Origin of the sequence: Halosimplex amylolyticum, from assembly GCF_051414035.1 — an archaeon.
Lineage (GTDB): Archaea > Halobacteriota > Halobacteria > Halobacteriales > Haloarculaceae > Halosimplex > Halosimplex amylolyticum.
On record NZ_JBLKNW010000010.1, the window covers coordinates 37,182 to 58,223 of the forward strand.

General features: G+C 69.5%; 20 protein-coding genes. 10 read left to right on the plus strand and 10 right to left on the minus strand.

Translation table 11 applies throughout. From position 1 onward, the window contains the following. The first annotated feature begins 97 nt into the window (after positions 1 to 97). Positions 98 to 823 (plus strand): SIMPL domain-containing protein, encoded by a 726-nt coding sequence (locus ACMGFE_RS23685; RefSeq protein WP_436927742.1) that lies wholly within the window; start codon positions 98 to 100, stop codon positions 821 to 823. Positions 824 to 864: 41 nt separating this feature from the next. On the opposite strand, the gene ACMGFE_RS23690 is transcribed toward ACMGFE_RS23685, so the two are convergent. From ACMGFE_RS23690 to ACMGFE_RS23700, 3 genes are all read right to left on the minus strand, one after another. After that, positions 865 to 1,833, minus strand: coding sequence for an NAD-dependent epimerase/dehydratase family protein (locus tag ACMGFE_RS23690; protein WP_436927743.1), 969 nt, complete (start codon positions 1,831 to 1,833; stop codon positions 865 to 867). Between the two features lie 191 nt (positions 1,834 to 2,024). Continuing rightward, positions 2,025 to 3,728: a thiamine pyrophosphate-binding protein gene (locus ACMGFE_RS23695; protein ID WP_436927744.1), complete on the minus strand. Its 1,704-nt coding sequence runs from the start codon at positions 3,726 to 3,728 to the stop codon at positions 2,025 to 2,027. A gap of 167 nt (positions 3,729 to 3,895) precedes the next feature. Beyond that, the gene (locus ACMGFE_RS23700) at positions 3,896 to 4,885 is read right to left on the minus strand and encodes an ornithine cyclodeaminase family protein (protein ID WP_436927745.1); all 990 of its coding nucleotides are present in this window, start codon (positions 4,883 to 4,885) and stop codon (positions 3,896 to 3,898) included. Positions 4,886 to 5,030: 145 nt separating this feature from the next. Between ACMGFE_RS23700 and ACMGFE_RS23705 the strand changes: the two genes are divergently transcribed. Both ACMGFE_RS23705 and ACMGFE_RS23710 read left to right on the plus strand, forming a co-directional pair. Beyond that, the gene (locus ACMGFE_RS23705) at positions 5,031 to 5,582 is read left to right on the plus strand and encodes a universal stress protein (protein ID WP_436927746.1); all 552 of its coding nucleotides are present in this window, start codon (positions 5,031 to 5,033) and stop codon (positions 5,580 to 5,582) included. A gap of 130 nt (positions 5,583 to 5,712) precedes the next feature. Beyond that, positions 5,713 to 6,624, plus strand: coding sequence for an alpha/beta fold hydrolase (locus tag ACMGFE_RS23710; protein WP_436927747.1), 912 nt, complete (start codon positions 5,713 to 5,715; stop codon positions 6,622 to 6,624). On the opposite strand, the gene ACMGFE_RS23715 is transcribed toward ACMGFE_RS23710, so the two are convergent. After that, positions 6,625 to 7,152 (minus strand): TspO/MBR family protein, encoded by a 528-nt coding sequence (locus ACMGFE_RS23715; protein WP_436927748.1) that lies wholly within the window; start codon positions 7,150 to 7,152, stop codon positions 6,625 to 6,627. A gap of 389 nt (positions 7,153 to 7,541) precedes the next feature. On the opposite strand from ACMGFE_RS23715, the gene thsA reads away from it, so the two are divergent. After that, positions 7,542 to 9,221: a thermosome subunit alpha gene (thsA, locus tag ACMGFE_RS23720; RefSeq protein ID WP_436927802.1), complete on the plus strand. Its 1,680-nt coding sequence runs from the start codon at positions 7,542 to 7,544 to the stop codon at positions 9,219 to 9,221. A gap of 361 nt (positions 9,222 to 9,582) precedes the next feature. Then, the gene (locus ACMGFE_RS23725) at positions 9,583 to 10,008 is read left to right on the plus strand and encodes a hypothetical protein (protein ID WP_436927749.1); all 426 of its coding nucleotides are present in this window, start codon (positions 9,583 to 9,585) and stop codon (positions 10,006 to 10,008) included. Positions 10,009 to 10,162: 154 nt separating this feature from the next. Here ACMGFE_RS23725 and ACMGFE_RS23730 read toward each other — a convergent pair whose 3' ends face one another. Both ACMGFE_RS23730 and lrp read right to left on the minus strand, forming a co-directional pair. Continuing rightward, positions 10,163 to 11,989: a hypothetical protein gene (locus ACMGFE_RS23730; RefSeq protein ID WP_436927750.1), complete on the minus strand. Its 1,827-nt coding sequence runs from the start codon at positions 11,987 to 11,989 to the stop codon at positions 10,163 to 10,165. Between the two features lie 110 nt (positions 11,990 to 12,099). Then, on the minus strand, positions 12,100 to 12,555 hold the full coding sequence (gene lrp / locus ACMGFE_RS23735; RefSeq protein ID WP_436927751.1) for an HTH-type transcriptional regulator Lrp: 456 nt from the start codon (positions 12,553 to 12,555) through the stop codon (positions 12,100 to 12,102). 127 nt (positions 12,556 to 12,682) lie between these two features. On the opposite strand from lrp, the gene glnA reads away from it, so the two are divergent. The 3 genes from glnA (at position 12,683) to ACMGFE_RS23750 (ending at position 16,328) form a co-directional block, all read left to right on the plus strand. Continuing rightward, a complete protein-coding gene (gene glnA / locus ACMGFE_RS23740; protein ID WP_436927752.1) occupies positions 12,683 to 14,053 on the plus strand; it encodes a type I glutamate--ammonia ligase in 1,371 nt (456 codons plus the stop codon). 220 nt (positions 14,054 to 14,273) lie between these two features. Beyond that, positions 14,274 to 15,047 (plus strand): endonuclease/exonuclease/phosphatase family protein, encoded by a 774-nt coding sequence (locus ACMGFE_RS23745; protein WP_436927753.1) that lies wholly within the window; start codon positions 14,274 to 14,276, stop codon positions 15,045 to 15,047. Between the two features lie 615 nt (positions 15,048 to 15,662). Beyond that, positions 15,663 to 16,328, plus strand: coding sequence for a CDP-alcohol phosphatidyltransferase family protein (locus tag ACMGFE_RS23750; RefSeq protein WP_436927754.1), 666 nt, complete (start codon positions 15,663 to 15,665; stop codon positions 16,326 to 16,328). Between the two features lie 30 nt (positions 16,329 to 16,358). Here ACMGFE_RS23750 and ACMGFE_RS23755 read toward each other — a convergent pair whose 3' ends face one another. From ACMGFE_RS23755 to ACMGFE_RS23765, 3 genes are all read right to left on the minus strand, one after another. Then, a complete protein-coding gene (locus ACMGFE_RS23755) occupies positions 16,359 to 17,138 on the minus strand; it encodes a PHP-associated domain-containing protein (RefSeq protein WP_436927755.1) in 780 nt (259 codons plus the stop codon). A 176-nt stretch (positions 17,139 to 17,314) separates the two neighbouring features. Then, entirely contained in the window at positions 17,315 to 17,845 is a 531-nt protein-coding gene (locus tag ACMGFE_RS23760) for a ribonuclease BN (protein ID WP_436927756.1), read from the minus strand. Next, entirely contained in the window at positions 17,842 to 18,705 is an 864-nt protein-coding gene (locus tag ACMGFE_RS23765) for a YihY/virulence factor BrkB family protein (protein WP_436927757.1), read from the minus strand. The genes ACMGFE_RS23760 and ACMGFE_RS23765 overlap by 4 nt, the downstream gene beginning before the upstream one ends. A gap of 220 nt (positions 18,706 to 18,925) precedes the next feature. Between ACMGFE_RS23765 and ACMGFE_RS23770 the strand changes: the two genes are divergently transcribed. Continuing rightward, positions 18,926 to 19,309 carry a hypothetical protein gene (locus ACMGFE_RS23770; RefSeq protein ID WP_436927758.1) on the plus strand — a complete coding sequence of 128 codons (384 nt, stop codon included), beginning with the start codon at positions 18,926 to 18,928 and terminating at the stop codon, positions 19,307 to 19,309. Positions 19,310 to 19,328: 19 nt separating this feature from the next. On the opposite strand, the gene ACMGFE_RS23775 is transcribed toward ACMGFE_RS23770, so the two are convergent. Continuing rightward, positions 19,329 to 20,456 (minus strand): tRNA (guanine(26)-N(2))-dimethyltransferase, encoded by a 1,128-nt coding sequence (locus ACMGFE_RS23775; protein WP_436927759.1) that lies wholly within the window; start codon positions 20,454 to 20,456, stop codon positions 19,329 to 19,331. A gap of 181 nt (positions 20,457 to 20,637) precedes the next feature. On the opposite strand from ACMGFE_RS23775, the gene ACMGFE_RS23780 reads away from it, so the two are divergent. Continuing rightward, the gene (locus tag ACMGFE_RS23780) at positions 20,638 to 20,985 is read left to right on the plus strand and encodes a hypothetical protein (protein WP_436927760.1); all 348 of its coding nucleotides are present in this window, start codon (positions 20,638 to 20,640) and stop codon (positions 20,983 to 20,985) included. The last annotated feature ends 57 nt before the right edge of the window (positions 20,986 to 21,042 follow it).

Consider the following 21,042-nt stretch of genomic DNA (forward strand, 5'->3'; position numbering starts at 1 on the left):
CCGGCCGTCGAGAAGCGAGGCCTTACCGGGGGGTTGGCCGGCCGTACCGTCGATAGCAGATAGATTACAATCCGAACGCGGGCCGTCCGTCCGAGCCATGGACCGGAACCTCACCGCGATCGCGCTGACGAGCATCGTCCTGTTGAGCGCCCTCGGCGTCGCCGGGGCGGGGACGCTCCAGAGCCAGAGCGCCGGTAACCAGAGCGCTACGGTCTCCGTGTCGGCAACCGGGGCCGTCTCGGCCGAACCGGACCGGGCGGTCGTCTACGTCGCCGTCACCGCCGAGGGTGACAACGCCAGCGAGGCGACCGGCGACCTCGCGGCGAACGTCTCAGACCTGCGAGCGGCGCTCGACGACGAAAACCTCTCGGTCGCGTCCGTCCGCACGACGGACTACTCCGTCAGCGAGCGGCGTCCCGGTGATGGGGAGGGACAGGGCAACGCCCCGACTTCCTACGTCGCTCGGCAGTCGTTCGCGGTGACGACTACCGACACGAGTGAGGCCGGGGCGGTGATCGACACCGCCGTCGCCAACGGCGCGACCGAGGTCGGAGGCGTCCAGTTCGCACTCTCCGAGGACCGCCGCCAGGAACTCCGTGACGAGGCCATCGACCGGGCGGTCGACGACGCACGGAGCCAGGCCGAGGCCCTCGCCGACAGCACCGGACTCTCGCTCGGTCCCGTCCGATCCGTCTCAACGGGTGACGCCGGCGGGTTCCCCGTCGGACGCGTCGCGGCCGAGGACGCGGGGACAACCATCGACCCCAGTCCCGTCACCGTCTCCGCGACCGTCGACATCACCTACAACGCGACCGCAGACTGAATCTCAGCCGCGTATTCGATAACTTACGTCGAATACGCCACTCAGAGCGGATCCAGGCCGTGTTCCTCGCGGAGTACGGAGACGTACTCGCGGACGCCCGCTTCGAGGTCGTACTCGGGGTCGTATCCGAGGTCGTCGCGTGCCCGGGACGTGTCCAGCGTCTGCGTCCACGGGAGCTCGCCCTCGTCCGAGACGGAGACGTCGGCGTGGGGGACGACGGATGCGACGGTCTCGGCGGCCTCGCGGATCGTCGCGCACTCCCCGCGGACGTTGTAGATCCGCTGTGACAGGTCCGATTCGGACGCGAACGCTGCCTTCCGGACGGCCTGTGCGATGTCGCGGACGTACTGCCAGTCGATCACCTGGTCGCCGTACTCGACGGCGAACGATTCGCCCAGCGCGGGCTTCTCGATCAGGTCGACGAGGAACGCCGAACCGCCCGTCTCCCGGTAGGGGCCGTACGCGACGGTGGGGCGCAGGCCGACGTGTGAGACGCCGTACTCCTCGTGGTAGACGCGGGCCTGGTGTTCGTTGTACTCCTTGGTCGCGCCGTAGAGGGTGTCCGGGTAGACGAGGTCGTCCTCGGTGACCCAGCCGTCGCGGTCGTTGTCGGCGTAGTTTTCGGGCGGGGCGTAGACTGCGGCAGAGGAGGCCCAGGCAACGCGTTCGACCTGGTCCGAGAGGGTCCGCGCCGCCTCGAAGACGTTGTTCGTCCCGCCGCAGTTGACCTCCAGCGCGGCCCGGGGGTTCGCCCGCGCCCCGTCGGTCAACAGCGCCGCCAGGTGGACCACGTGCGTGGCTCCCGTCTCCCGCACGGCACGGACGACCGCCGTCGGGTCGGTCACGTCGCCGCGGACGACCTGCACGTCGTCCGCCACGCCGAGTTTCGACAGCCGCGTCTCGTCGGTCGAGAGGTCGAACGCGACCGGGTCGTGGCCGTGTTCGACCAGATCGGCCGCGACGTACGCGCCGATGAACCCGGTCCCGCCGGTCACGAGTGCCGTTGCCATACGTCCCGTTCGCTCACCGGCTGGAAAAAGTTGCCGCTAAATCCCGTACAGACATTTATCCGCGAGGGCGCGACCACCGCCGTCCATGTCCTGACGAGCCGGCGCGGAGCGGTCAGCGGGCGCGTGGCACGCCGCTTCGTGGGTCGGAGTTCGCCACCTGTTCGCCCCCGGAAGCCCACCGAGCGCCGCGTTCACTCGTGGAGGCCGCCGACGTCCTCGTAGAACGACGAGGCCAGCTGGTCGGCCATCGGCTCGTCGCGGTCGATGCGCACGTCGACGACGGTCGGGCGGTCCGCCGCGCGTCCGACTTCGAGCGTCGCTTCCAGGTCGGCGGGGTCGGTGACTCGCTCGCCGCGGCCGCCCATCGCCTCCGCGACCGCGACGAAGTCGGTGTCGTGGAACTCCGTCCCGGGGAGGTCGTCGTCCATCTGGCGGACCATCCCCAGCGAAGTGTCGTTGAGGACCACGAACAACGGCGCCACGCCCTGTTGGACGGCGGTCTCGACGGCCGTCATGGTCATCGCGAAGCCCCCATCGCCAGCGACTGCGACCGCCTGGCGGTCGGTCACCAGCGCCGCGGCGACGGCCGCCGGCGCGGCCCACCCCATCCCGCCGACGCCGCCGCTCCCGAAGTACGTCCGACGCGCTGGCGTCTGGAGGTAGTGGAGCAGCCAGAAGCGGTTGTTACCGGAATCGGCCGTCACGACCGTCTCCCCGTCGACGACCGACTCGACGGCCGCGACCGCTCGCTGGGGTTTGATCGGGACCGCGTCTGACTCACAAGCGGGCGCAGTGAAGTCCTCGCGCGCCTCCCGGGCCCGGTCGAGCGCCCAGCTCGCGCCGGTCGACACACTGTTCCGGGCAGCTAACGCCTCGGCCAGCGCACCCAGTGTCGCCCTGGCGTCGCCGATCAACCCCACGTCGGCGGGGTAGACCCACCCCGCGTTGCGCGGGTCGACGTCCGCGTGGAGGATCGTCTGCTCGTCGGGTCGGATGAACGACGCCGCGCCCCAGTTGGTGTCCATCGGGTTCAGCCGGCAGCCGGCGACGAGCAACACGTCGGCCTCGCTGACGACCTGGTTGGCACCCTCGTGGCCGAACGACCCGACGACGCCAGCGGCTCGCTCGTGCGTCTCGGCGATCGTCGACTTCCCGAGGTACGAGGTGACGACGACGGCGTCACCGGCCGCGGCGACCGCTTCGAGTTCGTCGTAGGCGTTCGCGGCGTGGACGCCGTTGCCCGCGAGCACCACGGGGCGGTCCGCGTCGGCGAGCGCGTCGGCCGCCCGCGACAGGTCCTCGTCGGTCGGTCGCGCGTCCCAGGTCCGGGTCTGGGCCGCGTCGTCCCACAGCGGTGGCGTCGGGTCGTCGGGCACTTCCTCGGTCACCGCGTCGCCGTCGAGGACGACCGCGCAGGGCCCGGGCCGCCCGGCGGTGGCGTGTTTGAACGCGAGCTGGAGGCTCCGGATCGTCTCGACGGGCGTGCGTGGCTCCCAGTGTTCGGCGGTCACGCCGTCGAGGATCGACGGCAGGTCGAGCCCGCCGTAGTCGCCGCGGGCCTGCTGGTACGGCGCGAGCGTCGAGTAGTCGCCGCGCTCGCTCATCTCGGTCAGGACGACCATCGGCGAGGAGCCGAGCCGCGCCTCCATCTGGCCGATAGCGCCGAGGCTCCCGATCCACGGCCCCTGACCGGTGAGTACGCCGGGATCGCGGGTGATCCTCCCGGTCGCCTCGGCCATGACGCTGGCCTCGCGCTCGTCGCGCGGGCGGACGACCTCCACGTCGGAGTCGGCGAGCGCGTCGAACACCTCGATGACGCGCCCGCCCGGGTAGCCGAAGACGTACTCGACGTCGAGCGCTTCCAGCGCGGCGACGATCCGTTCGGCCGTGTCCATGCACCGTGGTACCACGGCGACCGCCTTGGTAGTTCCGCGGCCGCGGACGGTCGGTCTTCAGACGGGTCGACGACGCCGCTGTCGTCGAGACGGGCGACCCTGACATCCTGCTCGACGGCCACACGCCCGCAGACCTCGACCGACTGGGGTGAGCCCGTCGTCGCCCCTCAAAGGACGTCGGTGTCGACCAGCGAGACTGGTTCGCCGACGCCGTGTTCGTCGGCGTACTCGTAGACGACGTGACTGGTCGCCACGTCCTGGATCGCCAGCCCGGTCGAGTCGAAGACGGTGACGCCCGTCTCGGGCGTACGGCCGGGTTTCTCGCCGACGACGATCTCGCCCAGTTCCGCGTGGAGGTCGTCGTCGCCGAGGACGCCCGCGCTCCAGGGAACGTTGATCTCGCCGGAGTGGGTGCACTGCTCGTAGTCGTCGATGACGAGCGTGGCGTCGAGCAGGACCTCGTCGGCGATCTCGTGCTTGCCGGCGGCGTCGGCGCCGATGGCGTTGACGTGCGTGCGCTCGCCGACGCTGTGGACGATTGGCTCCTCGACGGGCGTCACCGTCGAGAGCACGTCACACTGTGCGGCCTCCTCGATCGACCCGCCGCGGACGTCGAACCGGTCGTCGAACGCGTCGACGAACTCGGCGACCCGCTCGTCGTCGCGATCGGCGACGACGACTTCCTCGATGGCGCGCACCGTCGCGACGGCTTCCAGTTGCGTGTACGACTGGACGCCGGCGCCGACGATGCCCATCGTCCGGGCGTCCTCGACGGCGAGGTGGTCGGTCGCGACGGCGGCCGCGGCGCCGGTCCGTTCGCGGGTGATCGTCGTCCCGTCGAGCAGCGCGAGGGGGAACGCCGTCTCGGGGTCGGAGTAGACGACGGTGCCCATCACCGTCGGGAGGGCGTGGTCCGCGGGGTTGTCGGGGTGGACGTTGACCCACTTGACCGCCGCGGCGTCCCACTCGCCCGCGTCCATGTAGGCGGGCATCGAGCGGAAGTCACCGTTGTACTCCGGAAGGTCGATGTAGGACTTGGCCGGCATCTGGACGTCGCCGCGGGCGTCGGCCGCGAACGCCTCCTCGACGGCGTCCACGACTGCCGGCATCTCCGCGGCTTCCTCGACAGCGTCTGGGTCCAGTAGAAGCGTCTGCATACCGTTCCTTCCGGCGCCCGGCACTTAGAAGTTCGACCGACCGCGACCGGGTCCGCGCCGGAGCGGGGGAAACTCGCCCGACGGGACGGCCCCGGGGGAACAGTTTAGGCGACTCTTGCCGTATCTTCGCACGGGTGACACACCCATGTACACAGTCCTGTTGCCGGTCGACACGGCGGAATCGCGGGCGACGGCACAGGTAGAGACGGCGATCGAGTTACCGAACGCCGGCGCGGAGGTCGAGGTGGTGCTCCTGCACGTGTTCAGCGAGGCCGATCGCGCGGAGAAAACGTCGCCGCTCCAGCTCAGAGCGGGAGAGCGGGCGCACCAGCGACTGCGGGACGCCGGCGTCGCGGTCGAACCGATGAGCCGGCACGGCGACCCCGCGACGGAGATCCTCGAGGCGGCCGAGGAGGTCGACGCGAACTTGATCCTGCTTGGCGGACGCAAGCGGTCGCCGCTCGGGTCCGTCCTGTTCGGAAGCGTCAGCCAGGAGGTCACGCTCGACGCGGATCGACCGGTCGTCGTCACGGGGGACCGACGACAGCAGCGGGCCCCGAGTCACCGCTGTCAGAGCTGCGGCGAGGAGTACTACACCGACCACGATCTGGACATCCCGTCGTGTCGCAACTGCGGCGGGACGAAGGTGGAACCAGTGAGCGGCCGCGAGTCCGACGAACCGACGAAGGCGGCCTGACGCACCAGCGGGTCCGGGCCCGTCGGTTCTGGTTGGCCCGGGATACTCGGCGCGGGCCCGACCGGGGTCCGCCAGGTCGATCCGTCAGTCGACCAGAATCTACACGGTCCGTCCGTACGGAGTGTCACGTATGACCGCAACGGACGCGACGCTGCTCGAGTTGCCCTCCATCGAGTCGGTGCGCCGGACCGTCAACGGCGTCGACCTGCACGTCGTCAGGGCCGGCGACCCCGCCGACCCGCTCGTCGTCCTGCTCCACGGCTTTCCCGACTTCTGGTACGGCTGGCGCCACCAGATCCCCGCGCTGGTCGACGCGGGGTTCTCCGTCGCGGTCCCCGACCAGCGCGGCTACAACCTCAGCGAGAAACCGAGGGGCCTCGACGCCTACCGCATGCGGGAGCTCTCGCGTGACGTCGTCGAACTCGTGGCCGCCGAGGACCGCGATCGCGCGCACGTAATCGGTCACGACTGGGGCGCGGCGGTCGCCTGGGACCTCGCGCTTCGCCACCCCGAGACCGTCGACAGACTCGGGATCATCAACGTCCCGCACCCGACGGTCATGCGGCGGGCGCTCCGGTCGAACCCCCGGCAGCTGTTCCGGAGCTGGTACATGTTCGCGTTCCAGCTCCCGCGCGTGCCGGAACTGTTCCTCGGCCGCGACGACGCTCGCGGGATGCTCGACGTCCTCGAAGAGAGCGCCAATCCCGGTGCGTTCACCGACGAGGACCTGAAACATTACCGCGACGCCTGGCGGCGACAGGGCGCGGTCCGCGGCGCGGTGAACTGGTACCGGGCGCTGATCCGCCGCCCCGACCGGCCGCCGCGCGAGACCGTCGACGCCCCCACGCTCGTCGTCTGGGGCGACGAGGACGTGGCGCTGCTCCCGAAGCTCGCCACCGAGAGCGTCGGCTACTGCACGGACGGCCGGCTCGAACGGGTCCCGTGGGCTTCCCACTGGGTCCACGACGAGGAGCCCGACCGGGTCAACGACGCGCTGATCGCGCACCTGAAAGCCGAACCCGAGTCGGGGTCGGGCGACTGATCAGTTGAGCCGCCAGAACTGGTAGTTGAGGACCGCGGCGAAGGTGACCCAGGCGAGATACGGGACGAGCAACAGCGCTGCGCGGCGGTCGACCCGGTCGAAGGCGAGGATCGTCGCGAGCACCGCCGGCCACAGCGCGACGATGACGACCAGTCCCGCAAGCAGGTTCTCCGCCGCGAAGAACGCCGGCGTCCACGCGACGTTGAGGACCATCTGCCCCGCGAACAGCGCGAGCGCGACCCGTCGAGCGCTCCAGCCGGTCCGCTGCTCGCCGCCGCGGCCGTCCGCCAGCCAGACCAGCGCGACGGCGGTCCCCATGAGCGTGAACAGGAGCGTCCAAACGACCCCGAACAACCACGGGGGCGGGTAGATCGCGGGCTTCGCGAGCGCCCGGAACCACGCCGAACCCGGCCCCGACAGGACCGCCGGCGCGGCACCGACGACGTTCACGAGAACGATCCCGGCCACGACCGTCAGCGCGGTCCGGCGGCCGTCACGGTCCGAGCCGAGCGTCGGCGTTTCGGTCATGCCGTCGATTTGGGCCCACGCACGCAAATCTCCCCTCCCTGGCGTGCCACCTGCCCGTGCCGTTCGCAGGCGCGCCACCTGCCCGTGCCGTTCGCAGGCGTGCCACCTGCCCGTAGCGGTCCCTGGTGTGCCACCAGTCCCGCTCTGTTCCCCGGCGCGCCACCAGCTCCGCCTGCGCTCCCCCACTCGTGGCGACGCGCCGGTGTTCGCCCCGTTCACCGGCGCCGGACCCCGAATCTCGCTCCGAAGCGGTGCCGCACCCCATATAAATGCGAGTTTGATACGGATTCGCACACATCTCTCGGGCGCCCAGCGAACGGAACGTCGGCCACCACCGCCACCTTTATATAGAATCGCAATCAACCTTTCTCTTGATTATGGCTCAGCAGATGGGTAACCAACCCCTCATCATCATGTCCGAGGACTCGCAGCGAACCTCGGGCAAGGACGCACAGTCGATGAACATCACGGCCGGGAAGGCCGTCGCCGAGTCCGTACGGACGACACTCGGCCCGAAGGGGATGGACAAGATGCTCGTCGACGACGCGGGCTCCGTCGTCGTCACGAACGACGGCGTCACCATCCTCGAGGAGATGGACATCGAGCACCCGGCCGCCAACATGATCGTCGAGGTCGCCCAGACCCAGGAGGACGAGGTCGGCGACGGCACGACGACGGCGGTCGTCATCTCCGGTGAACTGCTGGGCAAGGCCGAGGACCTCCTCGACCAGGACATCCACGCCACCATCCTCGCGCAGGGCTACCGCCAGGCCGCCGAGAAGGCCAAGGAGGCCCTCGAGGACATCGCCATCGACGTCGACGCGGAGGACACGGAGATCCTCGAATCCATCGCCGCCACGGCGATGACCGGCAAGGGCGCGGAGAACGCGAAGGACACCCTCTCCTCGCTCGTCGTCAACGCCGTCCAGGCCGTCGCCGACGACGAGGGCGTCGACACGGACAACATCCAGCTGGAGACCGTCGTCGGCGGCTCCATCGACGAGTCCGAGCTCGTCGAGGGCGTCATCATCGACAAGGAGCGCGTCCACGAGAACATGCCCTACGCCGTCGAGGACGCCGACGTCGCGCTGCTCGACACCGCCATCGAGGTGCCCGAGACCGAGCTCGACACCGAGGTCAACGTCACCGACCCCGACCAGCTCCAGCAGTTCCTCGACCAGGAAGAGGAGCAGCTCAAGGAGTACGTCGACGAGCTCGACGAGGCCGGCGCCGACGTCGTCATCGCCCAGAAGGGCATCGACGACATGGCCCAGCACTACCTCGCCCAGCGCGGCATCCTCGCCGTCCGCCGCGCGAAGAAGTCCACGATGAAGGCGCTTTCGCGGGCCACCGGCGGCCGCATCGTCTCCAACATCGACGACATCTCCGAGGACGACCTGGGCTACGCCGGTAGCGTCGCCCAGAAGGACGTCGCCGGCGACGAGCGCATCTTCGTCGAGGACGTCGAGGACGCCAAGGCGGTCACCATGATCCTCCGCGGCGGCACCGAGCACGTCGCCGACGAGGTCGAGCGCGCCATCGAGGACTCCCTCGGCGTCGTCTCCGTGACTCTCGAAGACGGCCAGGTGCTGCCGGGCGGCGGCGCACCCGAGGCCCACCTCGCCCTCGAACTGCGCGACTTCGCCGACTCCGTCGGCGGCCGCGAGCAGCTGGCCGTCGAGGCCTTCGCGGACGCCATCGACGTCGTCCCGCGCACGCTCGCCGAGAACGCCGGGCTCGACCCGATCGACTCGCTGGTCGACCTTCGCAGCCAGCACGACTCCGGTAACCACCAGGTCGGGCTGGACGCCTACACCGGCGACACTGTCGACATGGTCGAGGAGGGCGTCGTCGAGCCCCTCCGCGTGAAGACCCAGGCAGTCGAGTCCGCGACGGAAGCGGCCGTCATGATCCTCCGCATCGACGACGTCATCGCTGCCGGCGACCTCAAGGGCGGCGCCACCGGTGACGACGACGACGGCGGCGCACCCGGCGGCCCCGGCGGCGCGCCCGGCGGCATGGGCGGCGGCATGGGCGGCATGGGCGGCGGCATGGGCGGCATGATGTAAAACCACTTTTTCGTTCGGGGGTGTCCTCACTCGCTCCGCTCACGGCGCTTCGCGCCGTTCACATCGAGGTGCTCCCTGCGGTCGTACCTCGCTCCGCTCGTTGCGGGCACCCCCGAACGAAAAACGTGGGGAAAAAAGCCGGACGCTCGCTCCGCTCGCGTCCGGTGAACCGCGCGCCTTCGGCGCGCGGATGCTTACCCGTCGACCCCTGCACTGCCGTCGACCACTGTGGATAATTCTCGATTCTCCGTCCGCAGTTTCTCTCCGTTCCTGACCGGTGAGCGACGGCTCCGGCCGCGCTGCTGGGTACGCTGCGGTACGTTCGTAGAAAGCTTATGCCGGACTGACAACAGTGGCCGGTATGCGCAACGCGTCGCTGTCCGTCGCCGATCGGGTCGTCGCCGTCGGACTGGCGGTACTCGTCGTCGGCGTGTATCTCCACTGGGGGCAGAAACTGGTCGGGACGCTCGGGCTGCGAGTCCCGTGGGACGCGAACGGCTTCTATCCCGCCAGAGCGGTGGTACTCCTCGCGCCGGCCGTCTACGTCTTCGTCCGAGCGGGCCGTTCGCGCCCCCGGGTCGAGGTGGCGATTCTGAGTTTCGCCGCGGTCGCGTGCGTCGTCTATCCGCCGGTCAGACTCCTGCAGGCTCCGGGCGGATACGCGCCGGATGTCGGCTTCTTCCTGACGACGCTGAGCGGTCTGCTGTTCGCCGTCGCGGCAACGGCGCGCTACGCCGCGACCGCCGGGCTCGGAGACGGTGACGCACCCGCAGAAGCCAACGTATAGATGTCGAAGCAGCCGTGACCGCTGGTACGCGACGACCAGGGACGAAGCCGACGGCGCGTCACGGGCGCGCTCCGTCGTCACCGCGAACGAGGCCACGCGCGTTCACGGTGACGAGATAACACCGTGTTGACCGACGATCGAAGTCGAAAATTCGTCAGTCGCAGATCGCTTCGAGGTCGTTTCTGAACCCTTCCACGGAGTCGTAGCGCTTGAGCTTCTCCTTGGCCATCGCCTTCCGGACGACGCTGTCGAGGGCCTCCGGGACGGCGTCGGTGACGACGCTGGGCGAGGGCGGCCGGCGGTCGAGGACGCCCTCGCGGACCTCCGCGTAGGAGCCGTCGAACGGCGGCCGGCCGGTGAAGAGGTAGTAGCAGGTCGCGCCGAGGCCGTACACGTCGGTCGCGGCGTCGACTTTCCCGTACTCGCCGTCGAAGTACTCCGGCGCGGCGAAGCGCGGGTCGAGGTAGTTCGCGGGCTGGAAGTACGACCGGAAGGCGTGCATCAGGCCGACGTTGTCGAGCATCGGCCGGTCGAGCCCCGAGAGGGCGTCGCCGCGGAAGACGACGCTCCGCGGGTCGATCCCGGCGTGGACGGCGCCGTGGCTGTGGCAGTGGGCGACGGCGTCGGTCAGCTGGATGGCCTGCCAGAGCGCCTGGTCGACGGGCGGGCGGTCGCGGTCGGCGAGCGACTCGTCGACCGGCTGGGTGGCGACCCACGGGCGGGGCCGATCGCCCCACTCGATCACGTCGACGACGCGCTCGCCGTCGCCCAGCGCCTGCCAGCGCGCGAGGCGCTCTTTGAGGTCCGCCGCGAACTCGAGCCGGTCGCTCTCGTCGGGCCGGTCGAACAGCCGGGCGGCGACGCCGCGCTCGTCCTCGTCGGCGACGGCGCGACACCGGTACCCCGTCGCGAAGCGCGACTCGCACCCCTCCGCGACGGCGGAGAGGCGGTCGAAGCTGCTCAGCGCGCCGATGGCGGCGAACGTGTCCGGCGTCTCCGGCCGCTGTCGCCGGTCCGTGGCCGGCGGACCACCGGTGTCGTCGGGCGTCGCCGGTTCGACGTCTGTCCGGCTTCCCGCGGGCGCCGGCGACGTGGACGAGTGCGATGCGGGGGAGCGAGACGAAGGCGATTCTGCCGAAGATGGGGTAGACGAGGGCGACGCTGGTGACGTCGACGACGCCGACGCAGTAGCGTCGTTACCGTCGGCGGACTCCTCGTAGTCCGGGTGCGTCGGGTGGCTCGGAGGCGGCGAACTGTCCCGGCGGGCGGGGGGCCGCGAGCCCGCCCGCGGAGGCGCACCACCGGTCGAACCCGTCGGCGCGTCGCCCGGTTGCCGGGGTCGTTCGGGTTCGGCGGGGCGCTGGTGGACGCCGCCGGACCGGCCGGACGGTCTGACGACCTGCCGCCCGTCGCCCAGGTCCGCCACGGCGCCCGCGGGGACACCACCGTCAGTCTCGATGCGCTTGCCGCGGTCCGGCCCGGCGTCGACCCTGGCGGGTGAGGCGGCGTCGTCGTCGCCCGACGCGCGGGGCGCGGACTTCCGTTCGTGGCCGTCGGCGTCGAGCGCGCCGCGGGCCGCCGCGGAGTCGATCGCGTCGGCGACGCGGCCCGGGTATCGGCCGCGCAGGTAGGCGAGCACCTGCCCGACCTCGAAGGGGTCGTCGTCGTCGGCGCGCTCGGCGAGGCGTTCGGCGAGGTAGCCGACCGCGGCCGGCTGGTCGTCGGCGAGCGCGCAGAGCGTCCAGGCGGCACCGATCCGCACCGCCGTCGCGTCCGCGTCGAGGGAGGCGAGCAGTTCCGGGACCAGGCGGTCGCTCCCGCCGGCCGCGCGCGCGATGGCGCGCAGCGAGTCGTCAGTCCGGTCGCCCTCGCTCACGACCAGCTGCGAGAGCACGTCGCGCAGGTCGCGGTCGGTTCTGTCGGCCCCTCCGGTATCGTCGTCGATAACGGCGGGGCGGTCGGCGTCGCGCGGGCTATCCATATCCTCGATGAGGATGCCTATCACACAAGAAAACCCGTCAGACCGGCGTCTGACGGGCGCCCGCTCCACACTATCGAACGCGCGAACGGCTCGTCGCGTCCGGCGGGTGGTTACTCGGTTTCGAGTTCGAACTGCTCGTGTTCGGAGGCGGCGTTGAGCACGACGCTGGTGTTGGACTCTTTGATCTCGGGGTCGACGAGCAACTCCTTGATGTGCTCGTTCATGCCATCGGTGTCGGTGAACTTGCCGATGGCGATGATGTCGTAGTCGCCGGTGACCTCGTACACCGAGACCATCTTCTCGTGGTCGCGCAGCGACTCTGTGACCTCCGGCAGGGAGCTCCCCTCGACTTTGAGCTGGAGGATCGCGGTCACGTCGTAGCCGAGTTTGTCGTAGTCGACCTTCGGAGTGTACCCCTGGATGATGCCGTCGTCTTCTAGGTCCGAGAGGTGATTCGAGACGGTCGTCACCGACACGTCGAGGTCTTCACCGAGGCTCCGGAGGCTCGCCCGTCCGTCGCCGAGCAGCGCATTCACCAACTTGCGGTCGAGATTTTCGTACGTCATTACACCAAGCAACTCTCCCCGGGCATTAGAATTTTACGAATATTCAATTCCGTTCGCAGAAGGGGAAGAATTGCGCAGATGGATAGGATTTTAATACTATGGGTCTACCCTTCGGGTGTCGATAAACATGACAAGCGAACACGCGAAACCGGACGGGGGTCTCTCCGCAGAGGCACAGGACGTGCTCGACGAGATTGAGGAAGAGAACGTCGACTTCCTGCGTCTGCAGTTTACTGACATTCTGGGGACAGTCAAGAACGTATCAGTCCCGGCCGACCAGGCCGAGAAGGCGTTCACAGAGGGTATCTACTTCGACGGGTCGTCGATCAACGGCTTCGTCCGCATCCAGGAGTCGGACATGCGCCTGGACCCGGACCCGTCGACGTTCGCCATCCTGCCGTGGCGCAACGACGACGACAGCGCGGCCGGTCGCCTCATCTGTGACGTGATCGACACCTCCAGCGGCCAGCCCTTCTCGGGCGACCCGCGCGGGGTGCTCAAGCGCGCTATCTCGCGCGCCGAGGAGATGGGCTACACCGTCAACGCAGCGCCCGAGCCCGAGTTCTTCCTCTTCGAGGAGGACGAGGAGGGTCGCGCGACGACGAAGACCAACGACGCCGGCGGCTACTTCGACCTCGCGCCGAAGGACCTCGCGCAGGACGTCCGCCGCGACATCATCTTCGGGCTGGAGGACATGGGCTTCGACATCGAGGCCTCCCACCACGAGGTCGCCCAGGGCCAGCACGAGATCAACTTCACCTACGACGACGCGCTGGCGACGGCCGACAACGTCGCCACCTTCCGCTCGGTCGTCCGCGCTATCGCCGCCGAGCACGACCTGCACGCGACCTTCATGCCCAAGCCCATTCCGCGCATCAACGGGTCCGGCATGCACACGCACTTCTCGCTGTTCGCCGACGGCGAGAACGCCTTCCACGACGAGGACGACGAGTTCAACCTGAGCGAGACGGCCAAGCAGTTCACCGCCGGCATCCTCGACCACGCCGAGGCCATCGCCGCCGTCTCCAACCCGACGGTCAACTCCTACAAGCGACTCGTCCCGGGCTACGAGGCGCCCGTCTACGTCGCCTGGTCCGACCGGAACCGCTCGGCGCTCATCCGCAAGCCCGCCGCGCGCGTCCCGGCCGCCTCGCGCATCGAGGCGCGCTTCCCGGACCCGTCGTGTAACCCGTATCTCGCCTTCGCCGCGCTCATCCACGCCGGCCTCGACGGCATCGAGCGCGGCCTCGACTGCGACGACCCGGTCCGCGAGAACATCTACGAGTTCGACGAACAGAAGCGCGAGGAGTACGGCATCTCCACGCTGCCGTCGAACCTCGGCGAGGCTCTGGACGCCCTCGAATCTGACGAGGTCATCCAGGACGCCCTCGGCGAACACGTCTACGAGAACTTCGTCGAGGCGAAGACCCAGGAGTACGACGACTACCGCGTCGACGTCTCCGACTGGGAACTCGACCGCTACCTCGAAACCTTCTGAGGCGCTCGACGGCCGGTTCCGTTTTGCCGATCTCTCGGGCCTGACGCCCCGACGGGCCGTCGGCTCGACTGCTTTCTCTCTAAAGGTCGCTGCGCGCGCCGTTCTCGCTACCTCCAGGTCACCCACCAGCGGGTCGACAGGTCACCGCCGGCTTTATACGTCCTTACCGGTTCTATCCCCTCAACGACGGTCGGTCGCCTCCACGGGCGACGGAGAACGTGTGAAGATACTCTCGTGTAACGCCGGTTACCTGCTCGACTACGACGGATCGCTCCGCGAATACGCGCTGAAACCCCATCGAGGGTTGCTCGGCAGCCACGCCGCCGAGGAGCGCGCCACCGAGCGCCTCGCGGACGTCATCGCCGACGAGAACCCGGACGTGGTCTGCCTCCTCGAGGTCGACCAGGGTTCGATGCGCACCATGACGGAGGGGCAGGTCACCCGTCTCGCCGAGATGCTGACCGAACGGGGCCTGGACTATCACGCCCGCGCCGACGCGAAGTACGGCGACGGCAACGTCCTCGGCCAGTTGCCGGTCCTCTCGCACCTCTCGAACGGCCTGCTCGTCCGCGACGACCTCGACGCGACCATCGAGGCCCACTACCTCGACACCGGCCCCAAGCGCCTGGTCACCGAGGTCACCCTGAACGGCCTCTCTATCTTCGGCGTCCACCTCGCGATGAGCGGACGCGGCCGGCGCAAGCAACTCGACGAGATCGCCGCCATCGTCGCCGAGCGCGAGCGCGTCGTCGTCTGCGGCGACTTCAACGCCTACGAGGGCCTCGGCGAGGTCGAGGACGCTCTCGAAGAGACGGGCCTGATCCTCCACAACCCCGGCGAGACCGTCCCGAAGCGCCCGTTCGACACCATCGTCTCCGAGACCCGGACGCTGGATTTCTTCCTCGCTTCCCCCGACATCCAGCCCACCCGCTGCGACGTCATCGACGTGCAGATCTCCGACCACCGCCCCGTCGTCTTCGAGTTCGACGAGTGAGGATGGGTCGGGTTTTCGAGGTCTCCTTCTGTCGTGGCGCGCGCTGTCGCGGCCGCGAGTCCACCTCGGACGAGCGGCCGCGGCGGAGCCGTGCGAGGGATGAGCATCGCAGCGGAGCGAGAAGCGCAGTCGGCTGGGGAGGTGTGAGGCGCGGTGCTGTGCGGTCGCGGTTCCTGGTGTCCTGGCGGACTGAAAGGGCGAGGCGCGGTCGCGGCGACTGAAAGGAGTGGAGTCGCTGGTCGGGCACTATCCGAGGGAGCGTGGCGACCGAGGATATCCCGACCAGCGACCGCGAGCGGGCCGAGGGCTTTCATCGCGTGTGGTCGGCTGCGGTCGAGATTGTTCCTCGCGAGCGGGCCGAGGGCTTTCATCGCCTGCTGTCGACGACTCCAATTGCTAGCGAGCGGGCCGAGGGCTTTCATCGCCTGCTGTCGACGACTCCAATTGCTAGCGAGCGGGCCGAGGGCTTTCATCGCCTGTCGTTAGCGACTGGAATTGTCACTGCTAGCGGGCCGAGGGCGTGGACGGTTCACAGCCGATTCCGACCGCAGCAGCACGAACACCTGGCGAGACAGATCGGTGGACACATGCACCACCGAAGAGCAATCCAGCACCATGAGTATCGAGTGGCGGGAGCGGGCGGGCGAGGTGTGGACCGTCCCCAATCTCATCTCCCTCTCTCGGCTACCGCTGGTCGCGGGGATACTCTTCACCCTCGACTCCCCGCTCCGCTACGTGCTGTTCGCGCTGATAATCCTCTCCGACGGGATCGACGGCTGGGTGGCCCGCAAACTCGACCAGACGACGGAACTGGGCGCGCTGCTGGATCCCGCCCTCGACAAACTCACGGCGCTGGTCCTGGTCGCGATCCTGTTCCCGCGGCTGGACCTGCCGCTCCCGTATCTCGTCCTCTTTTTCGCCCGCGACATCTTCGTCGTCTCGCTGGCGCCGCTGGTGCCGCTGTACGGCTTCGACACGAGCAAGGTGCAGGCGCGGCTCCCGGGGAAGGTAGTCACCAACCTGCAGTTCCTGGCGATGGTGGCGATGCTGGTCCCGGCGGTCGCGGCGACCGAGGCGCTCCTGTGGGCGCTGGGGCTCGCTTCGGCGGTGGCGATCGTCGACTACGTCGTGTTCGTGGCGAGAGAGCTCAGCGACCGCGACTGGGTCCACGACCGGCGGGGGACCGCCGCCGCGGCGGTCGCGGTGTCTGGCGCGTTCGCGCTCGTCGTTCGACTGCTGCTGTACGACGAGTTCCGCGACGCGCTGGCGACGCTGGGGTGACTCGCTGGAGTGGCCCGGTCAGAGAGCCGCTCACCGATAGGCGTTCATCTCGGCGAAACGGTCGGGGTAGTCGCCGGCGGGGTGGGTGGGTTCGTCGCCCTCCAGGACGACGCGTTTGAACTTGTCGTAGGTGTTCTCCCAGCCGAGGTGGGCGAACTCGACGCGGCGCTTGAGGAAGTGTGTCAGGCCGTCGCGGTGGTACATCCGTCGCGGCGCGTCCGAGCGCAACGCGTCGACGAGGTCTGCGGCGGAGTCGATGGGGCGGTCGAATTCGACCCAGGCCTCGCCGATGGTGGCCGTGAGGTGGGCGTACGAGGAGATAAACGTCTGGAGGCCGGAGTCGCGGGCGATCTCGCGGGCGCGGCGGTCGTCCCAGGGCCAGTGTTTCGGGTTGTACACCTCGATAGCGTCGACGCGGTCGGCGTAGGTGGCGATGTCCGACTCGGTCATGCTGAGGGTGAGGAACTCGGGGTGGGGGACGAGGATACCGGTGTTCTGGTCGGCTATCTCGGCCATCGTGTCTTCGAGAGTGAGGAAGTCGGGGACCGGCTCGTCCGGGTCGACGGCGAGGACGTGCTTGCGGTCGGTCCACGTGCCGGTGAAGAACTCCCGGCCGGGGACGACGAGCAACTCGTCGTCGGAGAACCGGGCGGCGCGCTCGCGGATGGTCGAGAGGTGCTCGAAGTGGGGGGCGTAGACGAGGGTGTCGAGGCCGACGGCCTTGGCCCGGCGGACGACCCCTTCGTCGAGGATCTTGACGTGGAGGTCGACGCGGGACTCGCCGTCGGTCGATACGCCACCCTGAGCCATGCTTTTGAGTACGCAAGGCGAACTTTAGGTGTTACGAAGGGGCGAGCGACGCCGTCGGGCGATCGAACCGTGAAACCACCGTCGAGGGACCGAACCGTGGAACCGCCGTCGAGCGATCGAACCGTGAAATCACGGTCGGGCGATCGGGGGGACCGTGTCCCGGGTGCGCTGCGTCGTCACCGGAACTTGCCGACGAGGTCGCGCAGGCCGGCGGCCTTGCGGCCGGCGGCGAGGAACGACCCCACCACGACCATGAAGACGTAGAGACCGAGCGTGGAGAGCCAGACGACGAGCATCGCGGCGACGGCGGCCCAGTTACCCAGGTAGTAGAAGGCGGCGACGGTCATGGCGGTCCCGTAGAGGAGGACGACGTAGGGGCCCCAGCCGGTGGCGTGACCGCGGCGCTGGCGCTTGCGGACGTAGCGGCGGAGCTCCGCTCGGATGTCGTCGCGGTGGACCGTCTTCTCGTCGATGCGGGTGCGCAGGGCGTCCAGCTCCTCGCGTAACTCCGCGACCTCGTCGCCCGCCGTTTCGGGGTCGGACCGCTCGCGGTCTCTCGAAGTCCCGCGTGTTCCCGGGCTCTCCCGCTCCTCCGCGCTCCCCCCGTCGGCCTCGGTCGCGCGATCGGCGGCCGGGCCGGGGTCGGAGGACGGGCTCCGTTCGTCGTCCCCGGCGGACACGTCGTCGTCGGCACCAGTGTCGGTCATATGCGCGTATCCGGAGTGTCGCCTGGCTCCCCCTTGGTGTTGGTGGTCGCACGCGCTTGCTCGGCCAGCACCGCGTTGAGCGCGGCGCCGATCAGGACGACGATGCTCCCCGCGTAGTACCACGTCACTAGCAACAGCACGACGCCGAACGCCCCGTAGACGTCGAACTGCCCGGCCATGCCCGCGTAGATCCGAAACGCCGTCCCGAGGAGCGTCCACCCGACGGCCGCGAAAACCGTCCCCGGCGCCGCCGCGCGGAGGGACCCGTCGACGTCGGGGAAGACGTAGAACAGGGGGTAGAAGACGACTGTCAGCACGACCACGAGCGCGACGGTCCCGAGCGCGCCGACGAAGGCGACGCCGGAGTAGCTGACGAGCGTGCCGACCACGACGAGCGCAGCCAGCCCGATGCCGACCGCGCCGAGCGCGACGACGGCGTCGCGGACCCGGCCGACCATCGACGCGGCCGCCTCCGTGCCGTAGATCCGCGAGAACGCGACGTCCAGCCCGCGAAACACTTTGAGCGTACTCCACGCGAGCAGCGGCAGGCTGACCACCGTCGCCGGGGCGCGCCCCGTGGCGTCGAGCAGCGTCGTTCGGACCAGGTCCTGTCCGACTGGCGAGAGCGCGTCGCCGGTGACCGCGAGGACCTCCGCGGCCAGATCCTCCCCGCCGACCGCCGACGCGACGACCAGCAGGAGCATCAGCGACGGGAGCAGGGAGACGAAGGCGTAGTAGGCGATGCCCGCCGCCAGGAACGTCACTTCGCGCTCCCGGACGAGCGCGAAGACGGCCCGCGCGACGGTGACGGCGTCGCGGCCGAAGACGACCGCCCGACCGCCGGCTGAGTCACTCTGCACGCTTTCGACTGCGGCCCTGTCACACTAATAGCCCGGGCACTGACTCGGCCGGTGTGGGAGCATCGACTCGGCCGGACCGGGGCACAGACCCGATCGGGCTGGGACATCGGCCCAACCGGGCCGGGGAACCGACTCGGCCGGGCCGGGGCGCTGACCGAGACGGAAGGCCGCCGGCCCGTGTGACGAAAGGACCAAGACGCGGCCGCTGCGACCGATGGGTATGGACCGCAAGCTGGACGGGGTCGTGATGCGCGCGACCGTCGTCCTGCTCGTCGCCGGCCTCTGTCTCGTCGCCGCCGGGACCGCCGGACTCGGTGGCTCGATCCCGCTCGTCGTCGCCCTCGCCGTCGTCGGCGGCGGCCTGCGCCTCGTCGCGACGGCCGTCGACGCGTCCGGCGACGGCCTCGGCGTCCAGGAGGTCGCGGCCGACCTCTGGATCGGCCCGCTGCTCGCGGCCGCCGTCGTCGTCCTCTGGCTCGACGCGTCCCACGGCGAGGTGCAGGCGCTGGGCGGCCTCGTCGGCCTCCTCGGCATGCTGAACTACTTCCTGCGCCCCCTCTATCACCTCGTCTACGGCGTCGCCGGCCGCGTCGGGATCGCGTGACTGCTCGCCGAGCGCCCGTTTACTCCTCGTCGAGTGCCGCGGCCCGGATCTCGGTCACGTCGGCGTCGGTCTTGAACGTCGTCCCGCCGTAGTGGGTCCGCGAGGCCGCGTGACCCGCCTGGCGCAGCCGTTCGAGGAACTCGTCCATCGCCACGGCACCGACGCCCCAGCGCTTGCACAGCCGGTGCTGGTCGTAGTGGGTCGGCTCGTCGAGCTCCGCCGCGACCCTCTCGCAGAGGTCGCTGGCTTCCTCGGCGGTCCCCATGCCGTCGTCGACGGCGTCGCGGACCGCGTCGGCGAACGCGGGGTCGCAGGTCCGCCCGAGCCAGATCGGCCCGGCGGTCTGGATGGCCTCGTCGCACTTCGGGCACCACTCATGCGGGTCGGCGATCAGCCCGCGCGTCGCCTCGCGGAACAGGCAGTGCTCGCAGTGGTCGACGTGACCCAGGTCCTCGATCAGCGCGTCGGCGGCCTGCGCGCCGGAGTCCAGGCGGAGGTACGTCCGGGCGTAGTGCTTGGTGGCGTGGCTGAACACCGGTTCGGCGGCCAGGTCGTAGCGCGCCGCGGTGCGGACGAGCGCCGAAATGAGGACTCTGAGCCCCATCTCGGCGTGGTACTCGGTGTTGCGCGGGACCGCCGAGTAGTGGCGGACGCCGCTCTCGAAGTGCGCGCCGCAGAGGGGTGCGGTGTCGGTCGCGGTGATGCAGACCAGCCGGCTCGCTCCCCGGAACGCCGCGTCGGCGAAGGGGATCGGCGTGCCGAACGGGTCGACGTCGACCACGTCGAAGGTCTCCTCGTGCATGAGCGCGTTGGCGTCGCGGTGGACGACCCGTCCGTCCAGATCGTTGCGCGCGAGGTTCTCCCGGCACAGTTCGACTGCGTCGGGGTCGACGTCACACAGCGTCGCGTCGTACCCCTCGGCGGCGGCGCGGACGCCGCGAATCCCGGAGGCGGCGTTGGCGTCGAGGTAACTGGGAGTTCGGTCGTCGTCGCTCTCGGGGTCACGCTCCCCTTCGAGTGCCCGCAAGACGGCGACGGTCAGGTCGCGGTTCAGCTCCTGGACGGGGTTGAAGAACACGCCCTCGCCGACGCCGGCGTCGGCCTGCTCGGGCACCTCGACCGCAACCGTTCCCTCGGTGACGCGCATACGTCGGTGTCTGACCGGCGACCGCGAAAAGGGATGCGTTCTCGGACCGGCGGACGCTCGCCTCGCCGACGCGAGTCCGGGGGTTCACACCGCCTTACCCGCGGCCGTCGCGCGGTACGCCCGGATTTCGCCTCTCGTGCACCGAACCTGTTTAGTCCGGGTATCACAAAGAGGTGGTATCGTGAACGCGGTCGACCGCTGGGAGACCGCGCTGGCCGACTCGGGGGAGCTCACCCCCGACGCCGTCGACCTGATCCTCGACGCCCACGGCGAGCGCGGCGCCCGCGCGATCGAAGCCGTCTCCGAGCGGCGCGTCAAGGAGTACCGCGATTTCACCGTCGTCGTCGGCCACGACGACGAGTACGTCGTCGAATCTGACTCCTGTGACTGCAAGGACGCCACCTACAACCTCGACGACGAGGACCCCGAGGAGCTGTGCTGGCACGCCATCGCCGTCCGCATCGCCCGCGCCATCGACGCCCTCGACCACCACGACATGTGGTACTCCGAAGTCCGGGAGTTTCTCTAGACCCCATCTTTTTCCCGGCCGGGTTTCCTCGCGCGCCGTAGGCGCGCTGCGGGAACC